The following is a 26255-nucleotide window of genomic DNA, read 5'->3' as shown; positions in this document are numbered from 1 at the left end:
ATCTATTCACAGTTCTTAAAAACTATAAACATCCTTTTATCACATAAAAGTTTCACTTCCTCTATGTCTCCACTTCGTACTTTTTATATTACTGTTCTTTAAATAATACATCAAAGCACCTAGTGCTAACCAAAAAATTCTTGCGTTATTTAATGATATAGCAATGGACCCAAGTAATAAAACAATTATTATATCTCGAAGCACCTTGATAGTATTTATATTACTATCGTTATATTTTTTTGAAGATTTTAAAATAAGGAAAAATATCGTCGCAAAGAAAAACGTCCCCAATGGTAAACCGAATTCTACAAAGAATTGAAGATAAGTGTTGTGAGCTAAAGTTCCCACACCAAAATAGTGTGAACTAATAAGTGTATAATTCCCTACACCTATACCAATCAGAGGTGATAAAGCAATTAATTTAAGGGCAGTTCCCCACGCTTCGCTCCTTCCGGATCCACCTTCGCTAATTGCACTATTAAAATCTAAAAATAGTGCCTCAACCCTAGAAAACGTAGGGATATAATTAACTATTATAGAGAAAGTGCCATCCATGATATTTTGGTAAGAAAGTATGAATAATGTAGCAAAGATAAAAAAGATAGCAGAATATATTACTTTCTTAACGCTTCTCTCTTCAAAAAAGATATATTCCAAAACTCTTAGTGCTATATACAATCCAAGTACAATCATACCTGTTTTTGAACTTGAAACTACCACACCTAATCCTAATAGTATTGTCGCAACATACTTAAACTTTAAATTAAGCCCTCTAAATCTAGTAATATATACTAAAGCAGTTATCTGTAAGATAGAGAAATAATTAGGATCATTCATTAAACCTCTATACCTTGTACCGGCATAATATAATGCATCAGAAAATATATTAATATTTAATGTATAAAATGTTACGCCAATTGCGCTGATAACCACAGCTGCTATTGAGTAAGATTTTATAATAGTTTCAACCATATTAACCTTAGAAAGATTATACCCTACAACAAAAAACATAAATAACGCCAAGAGCTTTAAATAACCACTAATGCTTCTAATCGGTTCGGTAGTTACTTGAAATATATTTGGAGTAAAAAAGAAGCTAGTAAACAACACAACAACAGATATAGCTATAAAGAAAATCAATGGTGCCAGAGGAATAGTTAGCTTCTCATTATATGTCAAATAGAAAAATAGAAATAAAATTATAAAATCTGCAAACGACATATTTAAACCAAATATCACATTAGAATGATTTAAAAATACCCCTAAAATAATACAAGCTAAAAGCAATATCTTATGTTTCTGCCATGAGTATTGTTGAGAGTTGTCCATCATTAATTACCTCCTTAAAGTTCTATATCCTACTGAAAAAAGTATCCTTTTTATGAACTTCAGGGTAGAAAAAAAAGTAACTAAAGCGTATTTAAATTTCCCAAGTTTCTTCTCCTTTAATAATTGATAAAATGAATTTAACTCACCTTTAAACATCTTAAACAAATTACCACTTAAACCATCTCCTAGATAAGGGTGAGAAAAAGAATAAGATAATGGAATATTTAATTTAATAATAGAGTAGCCATCGGAAGCAATTTCCATCCATAAAAGGTAATCTTCTGAATGGTATTTTCCTTTTGCAAATCTATTTGCTATAGACCTTTTTAGCATAACTGTTCGGGTCCCAATATCATTTTTAATTAGTAATGAATTAAAATCCACCTTGTATTCTGATATCAATCCATTTACTTCAATAGGATCTTTGCTATTAGATATCAAATTTTCATGACATGTAAAGTCAACTGTTGGATTTCGCTTCATGTAATTGTACTGTATTTCTATCTTTTTCTTGTGCCATGCATCATCAGCATCTAAAAATGTTACATAATCACCATCACTTATATCCCAACCGTTATTCCTTGATACACCAGGACCTTGATTTTCCTTATTTTTTATAACTTTCAATTTAAAATAGGGGCTGTACTGATCTTCTATATATTTTAATGTAGTGTAATTTTCTTTTAATGTACTATGGTCATCTATAATAATAACTTCAAGAGGGAGAAGAGTTTGGTTCGCCACGGACTTAACAGCGCGCTCTATAGTGTCTTGACTATTAAAACTGGGAATAATCACACTGACTGGAACTCTTTTCATCATTTTTCACGCCCTTTTTCAAGAGTTTTTTGAATTTCATCTATTAAACTTGAAAACTCTTTTTTATTTTTTAGTGGGTCAACTGTTGGCAAAAAATTATTTGGGGTTTCAATTAAGCTTTCAATTCTATTTTGTAATTTATTTGAGGAAATTTCCTTACTTCTGATATCATAAAATGCCCCATCAGTATAACCATAATATTCCATAAACTCTAAACACTTTTGATGATACCCTAAGTTAATTTGTGGTATCCTATTCATATAAGCAAAAACGGCTGCATGAAACCTCATACTTATAAAATGTGTACATTTATTTATTGATTCATTGAAATCTTCCACCGAATTAAAGTATGAAATAACTTGAGAATCACCATCAGAAATTTTCTCGATTTCAGTTTTATCACTTACATTACTATCGTTTTGAAAAGCAAAAAATGTGAATCTAATATTAGGATTATTATCCTTTATATTAATTAAAGCTTTTCTTAAATTGCTAAATAACTTATCTTGACTTTCAATATTCGCTTTTGTAGTTTTATGATAAGGTAGTACATTAATACCTATATTTATTTCGGCTTGAGCATCATTATTTTTTAAATCGTGCAACAACAAGGTTAAATCAGGTATCAAAAAGTACTTTTTCTTAGCTGGAAGGTTCTCTTCCAAAAACCTGAATGATTTATCATCTCTCACAAATGTTTTGTCTGATAGTAATAGTGAGGCTTTAGCTAAGGTCTTTCCTATTCTAGTTTTCAAGGGCCCCACGCTAATTCCTAATTGAATAACTTTTGAACCAGAGACTTTAGCAAGTATTATCAATAATAATTTAAAAATTAATTCTTTTTTATTATTTTTAGTACCAAAATCTTGAAACTGACTACCTCCACCAAAGACTAAGACATTATTTTGAATAACTTCTTTTAATATATTAAGTTTTTTAGTGGATGAAAACTTAATTTTTGGATCGTCGAATACTTCACCTTTGGATAGTACTGTTATTTGATAACGGTTATTATCATTAAAAATCCGATATATTAAAGTATGCAAAAGGGCATCATCACCAAAATTATTAAAACCATAATAACCCCGCAACAAAACTTTCTTCATTATGCTCACATCTCTTTCGTTATTTTTGCAGAATAAGTATACATTAGAATAGCGACTAATATTTCAGTTAATACAGTGCTAACAGCAGCTCCTAAAACCCCAAATTGCTTTATCAATAATAAATTTAAACACACATTTAATAGAGCTCCTCCACCTTGAATATACACCTTTTTAGATACCATAATCTCTGAAACAAATAAAACCCCTATCGAATTAGAGGCGAATCTAAAAGGGATGGACAATAAAAGTACCTGAAGAATTAGCACTGAATCAAAAAAAGTTACTCCATATATTAAGGTTATAATTATCTCACTTAAGAAATAAATAACTATAGCTATTAGAAGTCCTAATAATAAAGCAATAAAGCTTAACTTTTTTCTTATAAACTGAACTTTAGCAATATCTTTTTTTACAATCCAAGTATTAGACTTAGGTAACAAATATACTTGAAAGAGCATACTGGGAAAGATAAAAATTAAAGATATTATTGAAAAAGAGGCGTTATATAAACCAGTTGGAATTGCACCTAATAAAATTGTAATTAATATAATATCAACTTGGTAATATAACATGTACAATACACCTTGAAGCCCAAAAGGCCATGCTGTCGATAACACGGTTTTTATTTTCGGTCTTGATGATGTCTCTAGTTTTATATTTAAGTTCCTCTTGTAAAAGCTTCTTATTGATATAATGGTAAAGATCAGCAATATCAATGCTAACAAACCATAAGAAATAAGAAAAATGTGAAAACCTAGTACAAAGAGAGTTAGCGCTGAAAGTAAGAAAGCAGTATTTTTCATCATTTCAAAGAACGATAAGCTTTTAAAATTATTATCTACTTGATACTTACCAATAATTAAAGTGCTGGAACTTTGAAATAACATTAACGGTAATAAGGTAATTCCAATGATGAGCGAACTGGCTCCTAGTGAAAAATAGGGGATAAAGAAATATATCGGAAGGGAAATTATAAATAGAAACAAGATAGTCCAAATTGAGGGGATTACCCATCTATTTGCATCTTTGCCCTCTACCGCGAATCTTCTTAACCAAAATTTACCTAGCCCAAAACCTATGATAGAGGCGAGTATATTTATTAAGATAAGATAAAAAGATAGTAACCCATAATCTTCTTTAGCTAGCATCCTAGCACTTAAAACTTGTGCCATAAACGCAAAGAAAGTAGAAGCTAATTTAGATGAAAAAAGAAATGAAATATTTTTTAAATGTTTCAGAAGCATATTATATAATCAACCACTTTCTAACGTGCAATAAATCCATATGAAATAGAATGAATATCAATTTATCATATATATAATGAATATATTCCATCAAGTTGTTCTAGCACATTTTCTTCTGAGTATTCTTCAACCTTTTTGATGCTCTTTTCTCCTAATTTTCTTCTCAAATCTTCATTAGAATATAGCTTATACACAGCTGAGGCAAAACCATTTGTATCATTTCCATTAATTAAGTATCCATTCTCTTCATTTACAACTAAGTCATTATGACCTCTTGTATTAGTAACTACGAGTGGTAAGCCTGTAGCCATTACCTCCATCACATTCACCGGAAGCCCTTCTCTCTTCGAAGATGCAACTCCAACATCTGCTAATTTCAAAAGGTCTGGGATGTCTGTGCGAAAACCTAAAAAATCAACATTAGAACTTAATCCTAGATTGTTGACCCTTTCTTTGTATAAACTTTCAAGTTTACCTTCACCAACAAGAAGGAGTTTTAAGTTTGGTATCTTATTCTTTAATAAACTCAGGCTATCTAAAAGTAAATCTTGGTGCTTATTACTATTTAATTCAGCTACATATACAAGAATAAAATCACTTTCACTATATTTGTATTTCCTTCTTAAATTAATCTTTTTCTCAGCTGAAGTGGGGGAAAATTTACTAAGATTTAGACCTATGCCGTTAGTTTTAAAGACTGAAGATGAATTAGGCTTTCTTAAACGGATGCTATTATTAGCTCTGAAGTAGTCTTCATTATTGATCGTAATTAATCCATCAGTCCACTTTGCCGCAATTTTTTCCATAGGATAATAGATTAACCAATTTTTTATCGAAGAACCTTTTAAAAAATGGAAACCATGTGCGGTATATAACACTTTCAAACCACCTATATTTTTACACGCGTACCTAGTAATTAATGAAGCAATAGGTGTGTGTGTATGTACTAGATCATATTTCTCGTTTGTAATAATTTTTTTTATCCTTTTGTATGCATGTATATTCTTCTTTTTTAAAGGTGATCTTTGAAATTCAACCTCAAAAATTCTGCAACCTAAATCTAGTAACTCTTGTGAGGGCTGTCTCTTTTTATTAAAAGCTACATCTACATTATGTCCCTTTCTTATTAAAAGTTTAATATGAGGAACCAGAAAAGAATTAACAGTATTTGAGAGTGTAGCCACAAACAGTATTTTCATTAAAGCAACTCCTAACCTACAGAGAATATGTGAATTTATCATTATAAACTTCTAATAATATCTATATACAAAAGGACGATTAGGATTAGTCATCAAGAACCAATAATCCAGGTAAAAGAGCGTGTGTAGTTAATGAAACTTTAAATATGTAACTCACGTATTTAAAGTTTCTGAATTTCCACAATTACACTAATTATCTTTGGTTCCACGTATCATATCGAATTAAAGGCATAGCATAAAAGAGGAAAGAATTATTAAAAAGAAAATTGTAAAAACCTTAATCGGTTTCTCTCCCGCCATATAATTCTCTCTTATTAATTTTTTATCAATTACAAAGATGAGTTTACTATACCTTCAGAAACAAAGACCAATAGTAGATTGTAGTTTCTAGTTGCAAACTGAAAGAAAATTCTTAAATATATATTATTTTAAATATAGTTGATTTTTCCTACAAATCATTTAGTCAAGAATATGATTATCCTTATTCATTATCATAATTTCATTAAACTTTAACATATGTACTCCTGCCTCAAAGTTCCCCACATTACCCTCATTACTCTTACGTTTTATATTATTAATTATCAATTCAGGAACATTTACACCACACTCGTAGGCATGAGGATAACCTCCCCCGAATCTTGGGTTTACTTCAGAAATGTAGTATTCACCTTTCACTTTAAAAACGTCTACATCTACTATTCCTTTAAACCCGGCCTCTTCACAAAAACGACTAATTAACTCAAAAAGCTCATATTCTTTAAAAGAAACTGATTTATCAGTTTCACCTGCTTTCATCTTAATTTTCTCTTTAGTAAAGATTGCAACTGTTTCACCAGAAATCATATCAATATATACATCTGCCCCAAGTTCTGGTCCATCCACGAATTCCTGAATCATTAAGTTGTCGAATCTGTTAAATAATAAATCTACTTCTTCTTTAGAAGTCACCTTACTTATATTGATACTAGCGCTCCCCTTGACGGGCTTTACAAATACAGGGTAATCAATAACTCCATACTCAATATCTTTGTAAAATTCTTCTTTATCAATATAACTTTTTACAGTGTTGTATCCGTTTGTTTCCAAGAACTTGAACATCTTATACTTATCAAAACTTAATTCAACTGCCTCTTTATCTGAAACAATAGGTAAAGTTCCAATATTTAAAAAGTCATCTTTATGTTTAGCCAATACATTAAGTTCCGGATCAATTAGAGATAATACAGCTTTAATATTATTTTCTTTACAAATAGACAGAATGCTATCTAAATAATTTTCCTCGTCCAACCTTGGAATTATAAAATGTTCATCAGCCTCATAAAGCGCAGGCGCAAGTTCACTAGTATCAGCAGCATATACTAGTCCGTTCCCATCTAGTTCTTTTTTGAAATATTGTAAAATCTTATTTCTCGTTCCACAACTTAAGATAAGAATGTTTAGTTGTTCGGTCATATTTTAGTTCCTCCATGATTCCAATTTAACTATATTAAATTAATTAATCATTTTCTCCATTAAAGATAAATCTTTATATTCTCCCTTTATATAACGTTCCGCTTTATATTCTCCTGCCTTAATATATCCCAATGAACTCCACATTTGTAATGCTTTAGTATTTTCCGTTACTACATTAAGTTTTATTTTTCTTAAATTCAGATGTTCTTTTGCAAAATACTCCATTAATTCGCAAGCTTCTTTACCAACTCCCTTTCCTTTAGCGCTGTGATTACCAATATAGATACCAATTTCACAGGTTCTATCCCTCCAATTTATACCGTATAGACCCACCATTCCCAAAGGCGAACCATCATTACCTGATATGATAAATCGTTTATCATTACCAGAAGTATCTATTAAAGAGTCTATCCACTTTTCTTGTTGATCTATAGAAGTAGGGATAAATCCTCCCCCTAAATATTGAAAGGTCTTAACATCGTTCTTCCACTCATTGAGGTATGTAATATCACTTTTTAAAATTGCTCTAAGGTATATCTTTTCGCCTTTAATCACATTCTTCTCCCCTTTACATTATATTTGGATTTTTACAATTATTTTTTACTCATATAAATATTTTCGTTTTTGAAAAGTTTAAATATGGTTCTAAGCAAAATTTTAATATCTAAGACCACATTGAAGTTATCAATATAGTTATTATCTACTTCAATTCTTTCATTCCAACTCACTGAGTTTCTTACAGTTACTTGCGTCAAACCCGTAACTCCTGGGTTCATCATAAAACGCTTTTTTGCCCAATGGGGATAATTTTCATAACCTTTATAGGGAAAATAAGTAACTGGGGGACGCGGACCTACCAAACTCATTTGACCTCTTATCACATTAAATAATTGGGGGAGTTCATCAAGACTAGTGGCTCTTAAGAACCTTCCCACATTAGTAATTCGATTATCACTTTCGTTTTTTACAGTTAAACCATCCCCCTTTTTCTCAGCATCCACTATCATCGTTCGAAACTTGATTATTTTGAACACTTGCCCATTTTTACCTAGGCGTCTCTGCCTGAAAAATACTGGCCCACTTGAAGATACCTTTATTAAGATTGATATAATTATAATAATTGGTGAGATTAATATTATACCTATTATACTTCCTAAGATATCAATTAAACGTTTAATCATTAAGTTTAATCCTTTCACCTTTTATCTCCACACCCTTTTTATAATTTCGATGACCCTATTTAAATCAACAGCCGTCATCTTTGTGTCCGACGGCAAACAAACCCCAATCTCAAACAACCGCTCAGCAACACCATCACCCACAAAATCATACTCTTCAAAGTATGGTTGCATATGCATCGGTTTCCAAACCGGCCTAGACTCAATATTCTCTTCCTCAAGCGCATCCATCACATCAACCGGTCGAACATCCCCTGTTAACGTCATCGCACTCAACCAAAAGTTAGGCTCATCCCAATCATTCACAGGCATAAAGTTCACACCTTCAAGATCACCGAGCTCTTTTTTATAAGTTTCAAAGATATATTTCTTCTTCTCCACACGCTCATCCAATACTTTCAATTGACCCCGACCCACTCCGGCCACAACGTTACTCATACGATAGTTAAACCCAAGCTCACTATGCTGATAATGCCTAGCCTTGTCACGGGACTGTGTCGCCCAAAAGCGTGCTTTTTGAACTCGTTCTTTATCATTTGAAACAAGCATACCGCCACCAGAAGTAGTGATAATCTTGTTACCATTGAAAGAGTAGATACCATAATCACCGAATGTGCCGGTCTGTTGTCCTTTATAGTAACCACCAAGGGATTCAGCTGCATCTTCAATAACTGTAACGTTATATCTATTACAGATCTCCATGATACGATCCATATCAGCAGATAGTCCGTACAAGTGAACCACAATAACCGCTTTAACTTCCGGGTATTTCTGAAATGCCTCTTCTAACGCGTCAGGACAAATGTTCCACGTTTCTTCATTACTATCAATAAATACAGGCGTTGCATTTTGATAGATAATAGGATTAGCAGTTGCCGAGAATGTTAAGGAAGGACAAAAGACAATGTCCCCCTCCCCTACTCCAGCTGCTTTAAGCGCAAGGTGAATCGCTGCTGTACCTGAAGAGAGTGCTGCCGCGGATTTTGATCCTACTTTTTCAGCTAATTCCTCTTCAAATTTATTAACATTTTCACCTAGCGGAGCGATCCAGTTGGTATCAAATGCCTCCTGCACAAATTGTCTTTCATAACCTTCATCACTCATATGTGGAGATGAAAGGAAAATCCGCTCTGGCATAGTTGATGTCTTCCTTCCCTTATATGTAGATTGAACGAGTTTCTTCTATATAATATGTATTTCATTAAAACGTAAATAAATCTTCTATTTAGGTTCCTACAAGGCTTCCATGAAGAAGAAAGCCTTATAAACACCCTTGTTATTTTACTGCCATTAAGGACTCAGGTACTTCTCCTTTTGCAATGGAGAGCACGCGACCACGTAGGCGATCAGCTTCTAATTCTGGATAATCGAGTATACACTCATGAATTTGCCCTATATCCAAGTCAACTGCCTTCCCCACATAAATCTTAGGCCAAACCTGCTCATCATGAACCTCATCATCCCCAAGAAGCTCCTCATACATCTTCTCACCAGGACGCATACCCGTATACTCAATCCCAATCTCCTCAACATCAAATCCTGATAGTTTAATAAGATTCTCAGCAAGGTCAGTAATCTTAACAGGCTCACCCATATCAAGCACAAAGATCTCTCCACCTTGCGCAAGGGATCCAGCCTGAATAACTAGACGAGATGCTTCCGGAATCGTCATAAAGTAACGAATCATATCCGGGTGCGTAACCGTAACAGGCCCACCTTGAGCAATTTGCTTCTTAAATAGAGGAATAACACTACCGCGGGATCCGAGTACGTTACCGAAACGAACTGCTACAAACCGTGTTCCACTGCGTTTGTCCATATCCTGAACAATCATTTCAGCCATACGTTTCGATGCTCCCATAACACTCGTTGGGTTTACAGCTTTGTCGGTTGAGACCATAACAAAGGTACCGATTCCATGTGCATCAGAAGCCTCAGCAACGTTCTTCGTTCCAATGACGTTATTCTTCACGGCTTCTTCCGGGTTACGCTCCATTAATGGAACATGTTTATGCGCTGCAACGTGGTAGACAACGTCCGGTTGGTGCTTCGCCATAACATCCATCATTTTTTCTTTATGTTGGACATCCGCAATTTCCGTAACGATTTCGAATCGTTCTCTATACAGGTTACGTAATTCCATTTCAATTGTATAAATGCTGTTTTCACCGTGACCTAATAAAACGATCCGTTTCGGTTCGAACTTACAAACCTGGCGGCAAATTTCAGATCCGATTGACCCGCCTGCACCGGTTACAAGGATCGTACGGTTCGTGAGCGTATCGGAGACGCTTTCCATTTCGAGTTCGACCGGTTCGCGACCGAGTAAGTCTTCAATAGATACGTCACGCACTTGGTTGACTGAAATGTTACCCATCACAAGGTCTTCAATCATCGGCAAGATCTGGACGTTTTTCACAACACTTTGTGCTTCTGTTACGATCTCTTTAATGCGTGCTTTATCTACGGATGGCATTGCGATTACAATATGGTTCACTTGCTCGTACTCCGCCACAGTAGAAAGCTTATCAAGTGTTCCGAACACAGGTAGTCCTGTAACTTTGAGACGGCTCATTGTAGAGTCATCATCGACGAAACCAACTACTTTTACATTTGCCGCCTCGTTCTCCTGCATTTGGCGAGCAAGCATACGGCCGGCGGATCCCGCTCCGATAATAAGAGTCCTCGTTTGCCCTTCAACAACAGGAACGGATGGCTCTTTTGATTGTTTCAGTTTAGTAAGTGAAAAGTGAAAGCCGTATGTTTTATAGTACTTCCAGGCAAATCGGACACCGCCGATTAGGATAATATGTAGCATCCATGTGACAACAAGAGCTCGTTCATATGTATTCTGGAACACCAATAGCTGCATAACGGCTGTACTCAAAATAGAGAGGGTAACAACTCCTCCAATTCCAACTAGCTCCGGAACACTCGCATAGCGCCAAACCCGTCTGTACAAACCAAAAATGGCAGAAAATACATGGTGGGTAATCAGTAAACTGACGGACGCAAGAATCATCTCCGTATCGAATACATTGGTATAAGGATTAAGGAAAAAGTGCGACATAAAGATGGAGAAGGATACAATTGCGGAATCAATGGCTATGAGTAACAGTAATCGTTTACCAAACGTCATTCAACAACACCTCTTCTCTTCTTACGCATGTTCTTAGATGGCTTTAGGGTGCAGCCATTTGTACTGAGTAGTCGACTCACGTACCTGACCTCCTCTCGTTAATATGACGGTATTATTCGAAATAAGTACACGTTTACAGCAAGCTTATGGAGTTTAGCCAAAAACCTGCACTTATGACTAAACATAGTATTTATGTAAAATATCTACAACTGGATGCACGAAAAAGCACGGGAAGTTGTGATTCCCGCTACTGTTTTTTTCATAGTTTTATCTATCCTATCATAGAGTTGTCTTAATTCGTAAGAGTCTTCCAGTTAAGAATAGATCTATCAAAACGAGCCAAAGGTACTTCACCCGTTTTGATAGGATCATAGATCTGATGCTCAACTATTTCAAAGTCGAGACACCATCATAATTGTTAGGAGTTATCGCTTAAAAATCCCCAAAAACTTCTTCTGCTTAATGCGACTCGGCATGTCCATCGCAGCCACTTGCCCTTCAAGCAGAAGCTCCGCGTTGTCTAAGAACTGGTAATACACATCTTCACCAAACTCTTTCTCAATCGCGTCATACGCTTTCTTCATATGGAAGGAACGACTTGTTGTATTATGTGCATCAGAAGCAACAAAGTGTGTTAGATTCGCTTCAATCATATCAAAGGTGAACTTCGCTATTTTCTTACCGAATTTCCCAGCCACACTTGCAGCGGTCACTTGCGTGTACGCCCCGTTCTTCACAAATCGGTATAACTGATCTGGATGTTGGATGAGTTCACGGTTTCGCTCAGGGTGAACGATCACCGGCTTGTAGCCAGCTACTTGCAAATCAAATAGTAATTGACTTGTATAACGGGGGACGTGGTCTGATGGAAGCTCCACAAATACATACCCGCTTGTCTCATTTAACGGAAGCAAGCGACCTTTCGTAATATCATCCACCATGTCACCATGGATTCGCGTTTCCTGTCCAGGAATGATCGTAATCGGAAGATCACGTTCTTGTAGTTCTTTATTTAAATCTTTTACAGCCTGAAGAATCTCTTCTCTCGTATTCTCATAAGCCCCATTTTGGTCATGGGGAGTGGCTACTATTGTTCGAATTCCATCTTTATAAGCTGCTCGAGCCATTGCGACGCTATCTTCCATCGTTTGGGCGCCATCGTCCAAACCAGGTAAGATGTGACTATGGATATCGATCAAAAGTCTCACCCTTTCTCTGCACCTTCATGACTATATATCAAGTACAGAAGGTTATAATTGATGCGTTTACTAATTATACCAAGGGTTGATCCTTTTGGAAACAGAGAACATTGTCGAAAAATCTTCCATTCTGTAAAACGGTCTAAATTTCCTATTAAATTTTCAAAATAAACACCTCTATTGTCAGAGGCGATTATTTATGTTAGCTATTTTTCACCATAATAATAGTAATATTGGCTCTCCTTGACGCTCTTTCCATTCAGGACAACTCCAAGTAATTTCGCATGGGCGTTATCGAGAAGCTCCTTCGCTTTTTGAGAGGCTTCTTGCTGTGTATGCTTACTGCGTACAACGAGCAACACCCCATCTACAGCATTAGCAAGAATTTGCGAGTCTGTTACGGCAAGAACTGGAGGGGTGTCAAAGATGACTATATCGTACGTTTCTTTGGCTTCCTCTATTAATTTACTCATCGCATCAGAACCAAGAAGCTCAGCCGGGTTTGGTGGGATTGGACCACAAGGCATGATGCTTAAGTTCTCGACTTCTGTCGTAGAAGCAACATCAGACAGCTTCTTCTGCCCCACAAGGTAGCTACTGAGCCCTACTAGATTGCTGACGCGGAACGTATAGTGCATCGTTGGTTTACGTAAGTCCCCATCAATCAAAAGGACTTTCTTCCCTTGCTGAGCAAATACGGTCGCGACGTTTGAGGCTGTCATGGACTTTCCTTCAGAAGGTCCAGAGGATGTAACAAGCATCGTACGCATCTCTTGATCAACAGATGCGAACTGAAGATTCGTACGGATGGTTCGATATTGCTCCGAGATCGGTGATTTAGGATTTAAGTTTGTTATGAGGGTTCTTGCGGCTTTTTGTAATACTTGTCGTTTCTTACGCGCCAATGGAATCACTCCTTGCATTCGTTCTGTTTCGTTCTCTTGTTGAATGAGGATTCGTTACGTCTTCAGGTTTCACCTGTGAGATGACTCCTAGTACAGGAAGGCCAAGCGTTTTCTCAATATCTTGTTCATCCTTAATCGTGTTATCCAGGTACTCTAATAAGAAGGCTAGTCCAACACCAATCATCGCTCCAAGAACAAATGCGATTGCGATATTCAGCATAGGATTTGGTTTAACCGGGGACGGATTCATAACTTCTTCCGCTTCTGAGAGAATTTGAACGTTGTCGACATTCATAATGTCAGGAACCTTGTCCTGGAACACTTTCACAACCGTATTGGCAATTATGACTGCGTTCTCATGAGATGGGTCTGTTACTGTTACCGTTACAACTTGTGAGTCCTGACCGTTTGATAACTGGAACTTCCCTGCTAACTGATCTGTGCTAAGATCAAGATTCATGTCATCAATCACTTCATCTAGTATAATAGGACTCTTAATTATGTCTCGATATGTACTGATCATTTCCACATTTAATCGAATATCATTTACGTTATAAGTACTGTTTGATGCTGCTTTCTCCTCTTGATTGACTAGAAACTGCGTACTTGATTGATAGATTGGTGTTAAGAAGAAGAAGCTAATTACTCCGCTGATCACTGTCGCCATTACAATGATCGAAAGAATGAGTAAGATTCGTTTCTTCAACACCTCAAAGATTTCCTTAAGAGAAATCGTTTCTTCCATTCGTATTACCCCCTGATATTGTATCTACTTCTTTAAACATGGACATATTATAGCATAATCTAACAATTTTTCATGTATTCTTTGAAAGATCTTTACATAATTTTGTCGATAAAATGAACAAAGGCTGAGACCCTTTGCACTACAATGGGGATCATCCTTTATAACAACATAAATCATTCGACCTATTTCGACTCCTGCACTAGTCTTTCATTATGCAGTGAGGTAGTCTAACAGAATAGATGAATGCCTGAGCTTCTCCTTAGCTAGCCTACCCCAGTTCTTGACGGCATTCAGGGTTGTGTTCTCCCTATCTGCGATTTCTTGTAATGATTGCTCACGCAGAATAAAGCCATTGAACCATTTAAGCTGGTTATTCGTTAACAGACGACCAATCTCTTTATATACATAAGGATCGATGAGATTAAACGATAGTTCATCATAACAGACTGCTTCTTCTTCCATTAAGAGCGCAAACTGATCATCCTTCTCGGTCATCCGATTATCCTTGCGCATCTTAGAGATAAGTCGATTCCGTACGATAAAATAAACATAGGACGACAACTTCCCTTTGTCTTCTTGAAAAGACTGCACCGCTTCCCACAGCGCGAGAACCCCCTCCTGGTAAAACTCCCCGTAAGGGTCGCGAATACGTAGTTTATGAATGATGTGATGAATCATTGGTGTGAACTGATCCATCATTTCTTCAAATTCTAAATCTTCTCTAGCCACTCTTTCCTCGTTTCTAAAAAGCGCGCTTTTTCCATGTATTCCGCCGGTAAGAGAATCATATAACGAGATTCCTATCCCATCATGTCGACATACGTAGCGTTTCAGCGCCCAAACGTTACGTTTCCCACCCCGAAACGTCAAAAATGGACAAGGATCTGTTCTGTTTCCATATAAATTTAAAAGTTTTGTATGTGAATTGTAATTTTTATAGGTATCTTGACATTTATAGTTGAAATATTTGGAATTATATAACTATAATATAGGTAATGTTGAGGTGAGTGCATAAATTCCCCATGATGAAAGGCCTTCAGAATCTCTCTAGTAATGGACCTCTGGCGAACACAGATGTGAGTGACCAATGAATGACGAGAGGAGGATCGGCGTTCCTTTTATAAGACGCCGTGTAATGGAAAAGGCTTATAGAAAATAAATGTTGGGGGAAACGGAATATATGAATAACGATAACGGGATTCTTACATTGGAGAAAGACATTGTGACTCCATCGACAATGGTGCTCGCACCTTACCATCATGAATGGTATCAAGCAACAATTATCGATCGCTATGCTGGAGAAATCTATTCTAAGGAAAGAACGTCCAAAATCATTGAGACGTCTTGTCTGCACTGGTCAAGTTCACCTGAGGGGATTCGGAGGGCGATGAAGTTTCAGTTGGATTACCACAAAAAATCACCACTTGCGATCCAACCCGAGTTGAACATCTTCGCCTTCCCGACCATGTCACCTGAACAATTCGGATGCTTTTGGATCTTTCCCTGGCACGTATGGAAAAAAGGCGGAGACAAGTATGGTTCGTACATCATTTTCTTAAACGGTGCGCGCATGGACTTCCCTGTTTCCTATTATGTATTAAATAAACAATACCAGCGTACGTGTGAGGCGTTCTTTAAATACAAGAAATCTATAGCCGAGCAATAGCGACGTGTAAAAAATGCCATCCCCGCATCACCCCCTTCCCATGAGCCAGAAAGCCGCTGCTTTCTGGCTTTCGTTAAGTGGAAAAGCACATGATGAATTTATTAGCGCATAGAAAGAAAAACTACTTCAACATCTTGTACTATTGTCGATATTAATAAAGGGATCTAATAAAACTACCGACTTTTAACGAATACTCTAGCCGATCAAAAAAATACGCCTCTATCATGCGCTTAGTAGTTAAATAGACTAAGTAAACAATGTATAAAAAAGGTCTAAATTTTTCGTGCACTTCTTTAAAAGTAAATTACCTTCATCAGATAGCTACTGAACCGTACTTTTATCGAGGTCAGATTGCTTGTGGTTATATATTACAAATCAGTTGATTTATGTAATTAGTGAACTTATATTATATTAGGGGGAGGGTCCTAAATTTAAAGATTAAGAAGTACTACCATCTAATTAATTTTCTTTAACGAGGTGAAAAATTTGATCCAACGAATCCTATTTCTTTGTGTTTTGTTTCTACTTGGCTTTTTAATTACTCCCGTAGAAGCAGCCAATGAAATTCAATTTGATTACTATACAGTGAAGCAAGACGGATACATATACGGTCTATATGAGAAAGATTCAATAACTCCCCATATGCTTATGAAAGCACCACAGTCCTTACTAGAGTATAAGGACAAAGTTCTTGATCGCAACAAAGAGGACTTATACTACGGAGATTTCAAGATTGGTACATATCCTGATATCACATCTTCGAATGTGATTGATACAGTAAAGCCCTCTGTACCCTACTACACACTAGAAAACGGAGTTATGAAAGCAGGTTACCCTGACACTACTTGGTCCCCTCATATCTCTACCAATCCTTCTCCGTATATGGAAGAAGGCCGCTATTATATTAGAGAACGAGATGGAAACTCTTATGATTACTATGAATATTATGGTGACTTCAAGAAGTTTGCATTCACCTATGACCCTCCGTATACCGTATTCAACCTCCATCAATCTGCAGGAGATTCATTTAATGCTGCAGAGATGACAGAGAGAATTCTTGCGATCAGCCCTACTAGTTCGTTAGCCAACTGGACCGAAGCTTTTCAAAAAGCCGAAGGATTATACAATGTAAATGCCGTCTATCTTATCGCGCACGCAGCCCACGAAACCGCGTGGGGGATGAGCACCATTGCCAGAGACAAGCATAATTTATTCGGACTAAAAGCATATGATCATTGCCCTTACACATGTGCCACATCATTTGCTAGTTACGCAGACTCTATTCTTTATAATGCTCAGTATGTGAAGAAAGCCTACTTAATAGAAGGCGCAGCATATTATCACGGACCTAACCTAAAAGGAATGAATGTTCGTTACGCAACTGATGTGAGATGGGATGAGAAGATCGGAAGAATAATGGGCTCATTGGAACGTTATGAGCAATATGACACTTTTTATATGGATTACGAGAAACAGCAACTTAAGCTTCGTACCATGAGTGGAGATGTACCGATTATAAATACAGACCCAACCTGGGGGCCTATGCATAGTGACGCTATGGTGATCGATGGACCAGACTTAAAAGACGCCTATTCAGGTAAATTCTTACGAGGATTATCGTCAAATGAACAGCAGATTATTAAAGCATCCCTCCCTTACGATACAAGTGTCTCTGGCGATGGAGTGAATTTCCGCATAGTGAACAGTGATGACGCACTTCTCTATACTGAACCTAAATTAACCTCCCTTTACAAGGTGGATCAAAAGGAGCAGAAAATAGATAATTTAACTGTATTTCACATTCGCGATAAGCAAAATGGATTCTATAAAACCATGCTCCAAAACAAACAGATCGTTTGGGTGAAAGCAGAAGATACAGAGGTATTCAACTAAGCTGAACATAAACGCAGCGAAAGCCGCAAACCCCCGTCCAAAGGGTTTGCGGCTTTTTGTGTTGATCAGGAATGCTCAGTTGTTCATATGAGCTCCCCACACCTCTGAGACTGCTCTAGATTCCTCATATAATACAAATAGGGAGCTAAAACATGTATATGTCTTAACTCCCTTTTTGAAATCCATTATGTTAGTTACTTGAGAAGTAACTCATTACAGCTGTCGTAATCCCATCTGTAAACTGTTCTTTCTTAGCATTATTCTTCATATTCTGCACATCTGAATAGTTGGATAAAAATCCAATCTCAATTAAAACAGACGGAACGCTATTGCGTCGATTCACGTAATAATGTGTTGAACCATCTAATCCACGCGGACTTGGACCGAATACATACTTCACGTTTTCCCAGATACTCTTTGCTAATTGCTCACTTTTCCCTGGGTAAGGATTCCCTCTCCCATCCAGGCACCATGTTTCCATAGGGTTACACGGGCTTGTATTGTAGAAAAGTTCCGTACCGCTTGTATTACTCCAGCTTGTCGTTCCCATGCTATTGGCATGAATGGAAATGAATATATCTCCATCAACCGTTTCCGCATAGGTCGCGCGGCACTCTAAATCAAGCGCACCGCTATTAACAGAGGAACACCGTTCATCGCTATTACGAGTCATATAAACGGTTGCTCCTTGAGCTTCAAGTTTCGCTTTTAACGTTCTTGCATAATCCAGGTTTACATGCTCTTCAAAAAGGGAACGATCTATTGCAACAGCTCCAGAATCAAATCCACCATGACCTGGATCGAGAACAATTTTACGTCCATTCAATTTTTGGGCGATGTCCGTAATATAATCTGTATGTGCCCAACCATCTTTAGTTCCATATTTGATGTAAGCCCATTCACCTTCATAACGATAAATTTTAACTTCAGTACCAACCGTTATTTGATCAATGACATAATCACCATATTTAGGAGCAGACCGAACATTTAATACATCAGCTGTTGTAATCCCTTCATCAAATGTGAATTCAGGTGCTTTCGTCCATAAAGGTCCTTTCCAAGTTCCAACTAGATACCAATTACCATCTTTCATATAAACAGGAACGGATGTTGGTTTTGCAGTTGTAATCTCCTTTGTTTTGTCATGCAAAGAATAAAGATCAAAATCAACGGTGTACTGAACCTTCGGCAAGTCTTCTTTAGGTTTTGTTATCCAGTACCGCCCATTTCTGGTTTGTATCTTATACCAGCTCTCTGTCTCTTCTATTACGCTAACCTCTCCAGCGCTAAGCGTCCCTACTGAAGATTGGGTTAAATCTCGGGTTGCGTAAAGGGAGATCGAATCTTTATAAGTCAATTTCTTCAGAATATCTTTAGGTGCCAGAACCCATGTATCACCTTTATAGGTCTTAACTTTATACCATTCTCCTACTACATCATAAACATCTAGCGTTGCAGGATATGCTGCCCCCACTTGGGAACTTGTACTTTGTTTACTATAGATAGGAAATATGTAATCATATGTTACTGTTCCTATAGCTTCCTTAGGTGCTTGGATCCACTTCATTCCTAGCCACGTATCAATCTTATACCAACCGTTTTGTTCTTCGTAGACTTTCACTGTCGTTGGGGCTGCTGTTGATACTTGAGTTCCATTCGGAGCATTGTAAATGCCAAATTTCTCTTCATATTGCACTTTCTTTATCACAACAGGACCTGGTACTGGAGCTTGGATCCACTTCATCCCGAGCCAGGTGTCAATCTTGTACCATCCGCTTTGCTCTTCATACACTTTCACTGTCGTTGGAGCCGCTGTTGATACTTGAGTTCCATTTGGGGCATCGTAAATGCCAAACTTCTCTTGATATTGAACTTCTTTAATGACAACAGGATCAGGCGCTGGGGCTTGGATCCACTTCATCCCTAGCCACGTATCAATCTTATACCAACCGTTTTGTTCTTCGTAGACTTTCACTGTCGTTGGGGCTGCTGTTGATACTTGGGTTCCATTCGGAGCATTGTAAATGCCGAATTTCTTTTTGTATTGAACTTCTTTAATGACAACAGGATCAGGCGCTGGGGCTTGGATCCACTTCATTCCAAGCCACGTATCAATCTTATACCAACCGTTCTTTTCTTCGTAGACTTTCACTGTTGTTGGCGCGGCCGTTGCTACTTGATCTCCCTTTGGCGCGTCATATATTGCAAATTTCTCGTCGTACTGTACTTTCTTAATAACTACTGGGTCAGGTGCTGGGGCTTGTACCCATCTTTGCCCAAGCCACGTATTAACCTTATACCAACCATCTTGTTCTTCAAGAATCTTAAGTGTGTTAGGCGCGGCAGATGCTACATACTTACCGTTTGGAGCATCGTAAATATCAAACTTCTCGTTAAATGTAACCGTGTCATTTACTTCTACAAACGACAAACTTGACCACCCGATCAGATCACCTGTTTGGATTTTAGCCCATCCGTCTTTTCTCTCAAGAACTTGAACTACTTCATCATCACTTAATGAACCAATTACGTTTTGCTCATCCGTTGTGGGACTTGAGCGCACGTTCAATGTACCGCTATCAATCTGCACAGTCCCATCAAGGGCAGATACAGATGACAGAGGTGTTGTTAAAAGCGAAACACTTAACGCTAACGACACAACTACTTTTTTGTAATTCACATTTTCCCTCCTGATTAAACGGTTCCCCCAAATCAAATATGTAAGACTATTAATCAAAGAAACCACTTTCTAGTTTTCTCTTACTCTTTACTTTAGCAGTAGAAAGGCGTGGTCGTAATGGTTAGGACTGCTTGAACAAATGTCGTATTATGTATAAATTTTGCTCATAAGATTCTTCTTAGGTAGTGTTATAGATTCAACTCAGCAGAACCATTATTCATCTTCATTGTTAACGAAAAATTCCCATAAACTATGATGACTGTAAGCATATACCCCCTTATACGCTAACGACCCTCTTAAGTAAAATTACACTAGTCAATATGTCTACGGCGGAATATCCGTTAATTCTACAACTAAGTAAAATGTTGTCATATACGTATAAATTATACTATAAGTCTATTATACCTAGCAATGACACTCATGTTAATTTTGTAAATGTGACTTTAAGAGCATGAGTATAGTTGCGTGTCGGTTCCACGCACAAAAAAAAGGCATTCGCTGCAGAGTGCAACGAATGCCTGGATTTATGACTAAAAAACTTGTATTATGTCGAAATCTATCAATTGACCTCTAATAGGCAATAAGAACTACGGAAAAGATCTTATTGCAAAAGTTCATCACCCTTATTTCCGTTTATCTTTAAGTACTTTCACAAGGAATAACGGTAATCTCATCTGTCTCTTAATTCTCCTTGGCTCTTTCAACAAACGATAGAGCCACTCCATCCCGAGCTTTTGCAAGATCTCAGGAGCACGCTTAATGTTCCCGGACAGGACGTCGAACGAACCTCCCACGCCTTGGAAGATCCTTACGTCTAAGCGGTCCATATTGTCTACAATCCAATTCTCTTGGCCGGGACTTCCGAGCGCTACAAATAGGATATCAGGCTTCGCTTCGTTAATTGTACGAATAACCTTCTCCTCATCCTTCTCATACCCGTCTAACACACCGGCTACGTTGAGATTAGGATACTTCGCAAGCAGAGTTTCCTTTGCTTTCTCGGCTACACCAGGTTTCGCCCCGTATAGAAAGACGGATTGTTCACTTTTAGAAGCTTGCTCACAGAGAGCTAGGAACATATCAATTCCTGTAATTCTCTCTTTAATCGCACCGCCATTTAACTTCGATGCTAAGAGGACACCCACTCCATCTGGAATTTGATAAGTAGCCTTGTTTAGTAATTGTAGCAGGGCCGGGTCTTCTTGTGCCTTTAAGATCTTCTCAGGGTTGATCGCTACAATAAAGGACTTCTTATTCTCTTTAATATCTTCCTGCGTTTGCTCGATCAGCTCATTGTAACTATACCGACTGACATCAACGCCTAAATACGTTTCTTTCGTTACTTCTCTAGTCTCTCTCAATTTTCGAATCGCCCAATCGTTTCACTACGAAGCCTGCTTTCGCCCAGTCTTGCAGAGGTAGTGCGTTTTTTGTATCAAAGACCATTTTCGTTCTCATGAGAGAATCTAATTGAGCTGGATCGATTGCTTTAAATTTGTCATGGTCTGTTAAGACAACTAAGATGTCCGCTCCATCGACCGCTTCTTCTAGACTATGCGTTTGGTTCACTACAACCGTTTCCTTAATATGCGGATCAAACACGTTGAAGTTAATTTCTCTCTCCATTAAGTGGTTAATGACGGCAAGAGATGGACTCTCACGCTGGTCGTCAATGTTCGCTTTGAAGGATAAGCCAAGTAAAGCAACTTTCCCGTCATTTAGACCTTGCTCTTTCAAGAAATCATAGATCTTATCAGCTGTATACATCGGCATGGAGTCGTTTGTGTTTCTTGATAGCTGAATAATCTTAGATAAATCAGGCTCAATTTCCGCTAAGAACCAAGGGTCTACGGCAATACAGTGTCCTCCGACACCGGGTCCTGGCGTATGGATATTAACGCGAGGGTGATAATTGGCTAGCTTGATCGCTTCCCAGGCGTTTACGCCGATCTTCTCACTAATCATCGCTAATTCGTTTGCAAACGCAATGTTCACATCACGGTATGTGTTTTCGATGACCTTGACCATCTCAGCTGTCGTCGCGTCTGTTAGGTGGATCGTTCCTTTTACGAACACTTCGTATAATTCTTTCGTCATTAAGGAAGACTTCTCATTGATTCCCCCTACAATGCGGTCATTTGACACTAATTCCTGGAAGACTTTACCTGGAATAACGCGTTCAGGTGAGTGGGAAATGAATAGTTGTGCGCCGATCACAAGATTTGATTTCTCTAGTTCAGGTACCATTACGTCCTCAACTGTTCTAGGAGGAACTGTAGATTCAAGAATGACAAGGTCCCCTTCTTTCACGAATGGAACGATTGATGCTGTGGCTTTCCTCACGTATTCTAAGTTCGCTGTTTTATCTGCCTTAATTGGAGATGGAACAGCAATAATGAATACATCCGCTTCCGCAGGCTCTGTTGAAGCATGTAGATTCCCGTTCTCTACCGCTTCTTTCAATCTCTCTTCTAAACCATTTTCCTCCAAATGAAGTTGCTTGTTATTGACCATTTCTACAGCTCTATGGTTCACATCAACGCCTCGTACTTTATGGCCGTTAATGGCAAACATTACGGATGTAGGTAATCCGATATACCCTAAACCAACTACACATATTGACTTTGTCATGTCCGTTAGACTCCTTTTTTACATTTTCATCTATATTTTAACATTTACATTTGGGGAATTCTTTTAATCCACTTCATTAATGATGAATTTATGCTTACCGCCTTTAGTCTTCGTAAACGTATCCGTTAGCTCAAATTCCACTTCGTTCAGTTGCCCCTTCTCGAGGATATGCTTCTCCAAGTCTTCAAGCTTAGAAGAGAACGCACCATCGTTGATTTTCAACCGAATGCTCACTTTCCCCGGTACGGTTTGGACGACTTGGAATTGATCAATCTCATCATGTTGACGGAAAGTCGTTGAGAAGAATCCTCCATGAACCTTTTCACGTTCTTCTGTATAAATAAACTCTTGCTTTCTTCCTTTAATATGGGTCAGTCTAATGAGTCCTCTGCCACACGGACAAGGTTCATACGTTAATGCACCATAATCACCAACTTCATACCTTATAAATGGCATCGCATAATTAGATAGGTCTGTTAAGAGAATTCGACCTTCTACCCCGTCCGGAACGACATGGCCCTCTTCATCAACCACTTCTACAATGCAGCGTTCCATACCAACGTGAAGACCATTGTGATATTCACATTCAAATGCTGTGACGCCTCCATCATTCGCACCATATTGGTCATATACCTTACAGCCAAATGCTTTTTCAATAGCTGCACGGTAATGAGGGAAGAGAACTTCTGAGGTGGTAATGACCCCTTTTAGGTTCACTGTGAGCTGGTGTTCCATGATAAAGTTAGCTAGTTCGAAAGCTGAAGAGGAATAGGCGTACAAGTACTCAATGTTCCCCTTCTTCAATTTATCGACGTACTCTGACATTTTCTCTTTCGACATGTCATAAGAGGAGAAAGGAAGCCAATTATTTAAGTAGTAATATAGCTGCCTCTTATAGTCAAATCCTGATAACAGGGACCCGCCGGCTAATACCGCTACTTTATCTCCTGGAGTGTATCCACTCACACTCCATCCTCTCCAAATGTTTCCCCACATTAGAGAGTGCGATTCTTTAGAGACGTAGTATTTCAGTGGTTCGCCTGTTGAACCGCCCGTTCTCTTTTCATCTGGATCATACTTATCCATATCATTCGCAAGGAATTCATTTTTGTGACCTTTAATGATGGTTTTGTCTATAACGGGAAGCCTCTCTAAGTCTTGAATGCTTGTAATGTCTTCTGGCATTAGACCATTGTTCGTCATGTATTCTCTGAAATAAGGTACGTTTTGATAGCTGTGTTCGATCAACGAGCGCAACTTCTTCTCTTGAAGAGATATCAATTGTTCTTGATCCCACCACTGAGAAGATTGATACTCCTCATAGACTTTGAGCGCGTCGGTCTTCCTGATCTTCTCCATCACTTTCAGTTTCGATTTATTGATTACGTTCACGTGTATTCTCCCCTTACTTTTGTTTGATCACCTTAGCTTTAAGCTGGTTGATTAAAGCAGTTAGTTCGCTAATTCTGAGCAGATAAGCTAGTCCAAAGAATAGGGCAAAGACGACCGATGTTAACACAATTAACTGACCTAAACTTGTACTCCACTGAACTAATAAGGTGTTAAACAAGATCTCTCCTACTACAAATAGGATTCCGAATAACGAAATTAATTTTATTATGTCCAATCCATATTTTTTATGATCAAGTTCTTCCGGTCCGAAGTGCTTATACAGAACCGTCGTTAGAATGATTAACTGTAAAGCAAAGGAAATGGATGTACCAAGTGCAACACCTGCGTGCCCCATATACTGAGATAATGTATAACTAATAATGACATTCAGTATGACCGCAATAATACTTGTGTACATGACGACCTTCGATTTTTTCAGTACTAAGAAGTTCCTAACCAGGTATTCTCTTAACGCAATGAAGATCAGCCCTATCGAATAATAAAAGAATGAGTGACTGGTCATTGCTGTATCATCTGAATTAAAGATTCCTCGTTCGAAGATTAATTCGATAAGTGGATAAGCTCCAACGACCATTACGACCATCACGGGGATCGTCACGACAGCGATACTGATAAACCCTTTCCAAAATAAATTAAGGAAACGAGCTGTATTCTCTTGCGCCGCTTCTACTAAGTTCGGATAAAAGACAGTAATTAATGACATGAGTAAGATACTAAGAGGTAAATACATTAACTTCATGGAATAGTTAAGAGCTGAGATACTCCCCTCTTCTAGACCAGAGGCGATCATTCGGTTAAAGATCTCCATAAATTGAAACGTAATCCCAGCAACGATGACCGGGAAGAACATAGCGAACGTATTCACGATGTATTCTTTATGCTTTTTAAATTGGAAGTTAAATTTAATAGGATGATTCTTCAAACTTGGTAACTGTACGACGAACTGTGCGATCCCACCTATTAATGTACCGATCGTCACCCCGTAAATGCCGTATTCTTTCGTTAACAGGATAATCGAAATGATGATAACCAGGTTATTCGCTACTGGTACAGCTGCTGGACTTAAAAACTTCTTGTTCGCATTCAAGATACCCTTCGCGACACTCGTTAACACTAGGAATATCGTTACAGGTAACATAATTCGCGTTAATTTGACACTTAAGTCAATATAACGAGCGTCGTCTGTGAACCCTGGAGCAATTAAACTGATGAGCTCACGCGTAAAGATTAAGCAGATCGCTGTAATGACAACGGTGAAGATCGTGAATAAGGCTGTAATCGATCCCACTTGTTCTTTCGCAAGTTGCTCGTCATTCTTCTTTGATTCTAAGTAGAGCGGGATCATCCCTGTTGTAATCGCCATACCGATGGCCGCGAATAGGATATTCGGGATCACCGAGGCAACGTAGTAGGCATCCGCTTCAAATGACGTTCCAAAGTAAGCTGCCATAAATGTCTCTCGACCAAAACCCAGGAGTTTCCCTATGATGGTGACGAGTGTGACAATTCCGACAGATTTCAAGAAATTAGCTTGGTTCATATATGTATCTCCAATCGACAGAATTAGTACTATTTTCCATTCAGATCTTCGTGAAATCTACCAATAATAACGTATAGATTGACTTTAAAGCACACAAAAACCCCATCTACGTGTACT

General features: G+C 37.8%; 21 protein-coding genes. 2 read left to right on the top strand and 19 right to left on the bottom strand.

The window, feature by feature from the left end:
* Positions 1-39: 39 nt before the first annotated feature.
* From IEW76_RS19890 to IEW76_RS19825, 14 genes are all read right to left on the bottom strand, one after another.
* Positions 40-1332 (bottom strand): O-antigen ligase family protein, encoded by a 1293-nt coding sequence (locus IEW76_RS19890; RefSeq protein ID WP_188656120.1) that lies wholly within the window; start codon positions 1330-1332, stop codon positions 40-42.
* A gap of 3 nt (positions 1333-1335) precedes the next feature.
* Entirely contained in the window at positions 1336-2151 is an 816-nt protein-coding gene (locus tag IEW76_RS19885) for a glycosyltransferase family 2 protein (protein WP_188656119.1), read from the bottom strand.
* Positions 2148-3254 (bottom strand): polysaccharide pyruvyl transferase family protein, encoded by a 1107-nt coding sequence (locus tag IEW76_RS19880; RefSeq protein WP_188656118.1) that lies wholly within the window; start codon positions 3252-3254, stop codon positions 2148-2150. Before IEW76_RS19880 ends, IEW76_RS19885 begins: the two co-directional genes overlap by 4 nt.
* Positions 3255-3259: 5 nt before the next feature.
* Positions 3260-4498 (bottom strand): oligosaccharide flippase family protein, encoded by a 1239-nt coding sequence (locus tag IEW76_RS19875; protein WP_188656117.1) that lies wholly within the window; start codon positions 4496-4498, stop codon positions 3260-3262.
* A 65-nt stretch (positions 4499-4563) separates the two neighbouring features.
* A complete protein-coding gene (locus tag IEW76_RS19870) occupies positions 4564-5697 on the bottom strand; it encodes a glycosyltransferase family 4 protein (RefSeq protein ID WP_188656116.1) in 1134 nt (377 codons plus the stop codon).
* Between the two features lie 459 nt (positions 5698-6156).
* Positions 6157-7149, bottom strand: a complete 993-nt coding sequence (locus IEW76_RS19865; RefSeq protein ID WP_188656115.1) for an ATP-grasp domain-containing protein — start codon at positions 7147-7149, stop codon at positions 6157-6159.
* A 39-nt stretch (positions 7150-7188) separates the two neighbouring features.
* On the bottom strand, positions 7189-7704 hold the full coding sequence (locus IEW76_RS19860; RefSeq protein WP_188656114.1) for a GNAT family N-acetyltransferase: 516 nt from the start codon (positions 7702-7704) through the stop codon (positions 7189-7191).
* Between the two features lie 38 nt (positions 7705-7742).
* A complete protein-coding gene (locus tag IEW76_RS19855) occupies positions 7743-8330 on the bottom strand; it encodes a sugar transferase (protein WP_188656113.1) in 588 nt (195 codons plus the stop codon).
* A gap of 21 nt (positions 8331-8351) precedes the next feature.
* On the bottom strand, positions 8352-9464 hold the full coding sequence (locus tag IEW76_RS19850; RefSeq protein ID WP_188656112.1) for a DegT/DnrJ/EryC1/StrS family aminotransferase: 1113 nt from the start codon (positions 9462-9464) through the stop codon (positions 8352-8354).
* Positions 9465-9603: 139 nt separating this feature from the next.
* The gene (locus tag IEW76_RS19845) at positions 9604-11466 is read right to left on the bottom strand and encodes a polysaccharide biosynthesis protein (RefSeq protein WP_188656111.1); all 1863 of its coding nucleotides are present in this window, start codon (positions 11464-11466) and stop codon (positions 9604-9606) included.
* Between the two features lie 425 nt (positions 11467-11891).
* Positions 11892-12665 (bottom strand): tyrosine-protein phosphatase, encoded by a 774-nt coding sequence (locus tag IEW76_RS19840; RefSeq protein WP_188656110.1) that lies wholly within the window; start codon positions 12663-12665, stop codon positions 11892-11894.
* A 206-nt stretch (positions 12666-12871) separates the two neighbouring features.
* Complete coding sequence (locus IEW76_RS19835) at positions 12872-13570, bottom strand: CpsD/CapB family tyrosine-protein kinase (protein WP_308422097.1); 699 nt, start codon at positions 13568-13570, stop codon at positions 12872-12874.
* Complete coding sequence (locus IEW76_RS19830; protein ID WP_188656108.1) at positions 13560-14315, bottom strand: YveK family protein; 756 nt, start codon at positions 14313-14315, stop codon at positions 13560-13562. Before IEW76_RS19830 ends, IEW76_RS19835 begins: the two co-directional genes overlap by 11 nt.
* A 210-nt stretch (positions 14316-14525) precedes the next feature.
* Complete coding sequence (locus IEW76_RS19825) at positions 14526-15044, bottom strand: sigma-70 family RNA polymerase sigma factor (RefSeq protein ID WP_188656107.1); 519 nt, start codon at positions 15042-15044, stop codon at positions 14526-14528.
* Between the two features lie 451 nt (positions 15045-15495).
* Here IEW76_RS19825 and IEW76_RS19820 point away from each other — a divergent pair, with 451 nt between their 5' ends.
* Both IEW76_RS19820 and IEW76_RS19815 read left to right on the top strand, forming a co-directional pair.
* Complete coding sequence (locus IEW76_RS19820; protein ID WP_188656106.1) at positions 15496-15981, top strand: competence protein ComK; 486 nt, start codon at positions 15496-15498, stop codon at positions 15979-15981.
* A gap of 486 nt (positions 15982-16467) precedes the next feature.
* Positions 16468-17874 (top strand): N-acetylglucosaminidase, encoded by a 1407-nt coding sequence (locus tag IEW76_RS19815; protein ID WP_188656105.1) that lies wholly within the window; start codon positions 16468-16470, stop codon positions 17872-17874.
* A 190-nt stretch (positions 17875-18064) separates the two neighbouring features.
* Here the strand turns inward: IEW76_RS19815 and IEW76_RS19810 are convergent, their stop codons facing one another.
* From IEW76_RS19810 to murJ, 5 genes are all read right to left on the bottom strand, one after another.
* On the bottom strand, positions 18065-20554 hold the full coding sequence (locus IEW76_RS19810) for an N-acetylmuramoyl-L-alanine amidase (protein WP_188656104.1): 2490 nt from the start codon (positions 20552-20554) through the stop codon (positions 18065-18067).
* Positions 20555-21177: 623 nt separating this feature from the next.
* Complete coding sequence (locus tag IEW76_RS19805) at positions 21178-21915, bottom strand: WecB/TagA/CpsF family glycosyltransferase (RefSeq protein WP_188656103.1); 738 nt, start codon at positions 21913-21915, stop codon at positions 21178-21180.
* Positions 21902-23185, bottom strand: coding sequence for a nucleotide sugar dehydrogenase (locus IEW76_RS19800; protein WP_188656102.1), 1284 nt, complete (start codon positions 23183-23185; stop codon positions 21902-21904). Before IEW76_RS19800 ends, IEW76_RS19805 begins: the two co-directional genes overlap by 14 nt.
* Positions 23186-23248: 63 nt before the next feature.
* Positions 23249-24577 carry a phenylacetate--CoA ligase family protein gene (locus IEW76_RS19795; protein WP_188656101.1) on the bottom strand — a complete coding sequence of 443 codons (1329 nt, stop codon included), beginning with the start codon at positions 24575-24577 and terminating at the stop codon, positions 23249-23251.
* A gap of 13 nt (positions 24578-24590) precedes the next feature.
* The gene (murJ, locus tag IEW76_RS19790; protein ID WP_188656100.1) at positions 24591-26138 is read right to left on the bottom strand and encodes a murein biosynthesis integral membrane protein MurJ; all 1548 of its coding nucleotides are present in this window, start codon (positions 26136-26138) and stop codon (positions 24591-24593) included.
* Positions 26139-26255: the final 117 nt, after the last annotated feature.

It is taken from the genome of Pontibacillus salipaludis, from assembly GCF_014642405.1.
Classification (GTDB): Bacteria; Bacillota; Bacilli; order Bacillales; family BH030062; genus Pontibacillus; species Pontibacillus salipaludis.
The sequence above is the reverse complement of the archived record's forward strand: the minus strand, read 5'-3'. Positions and strand labels throughout refer to the sequence as shown.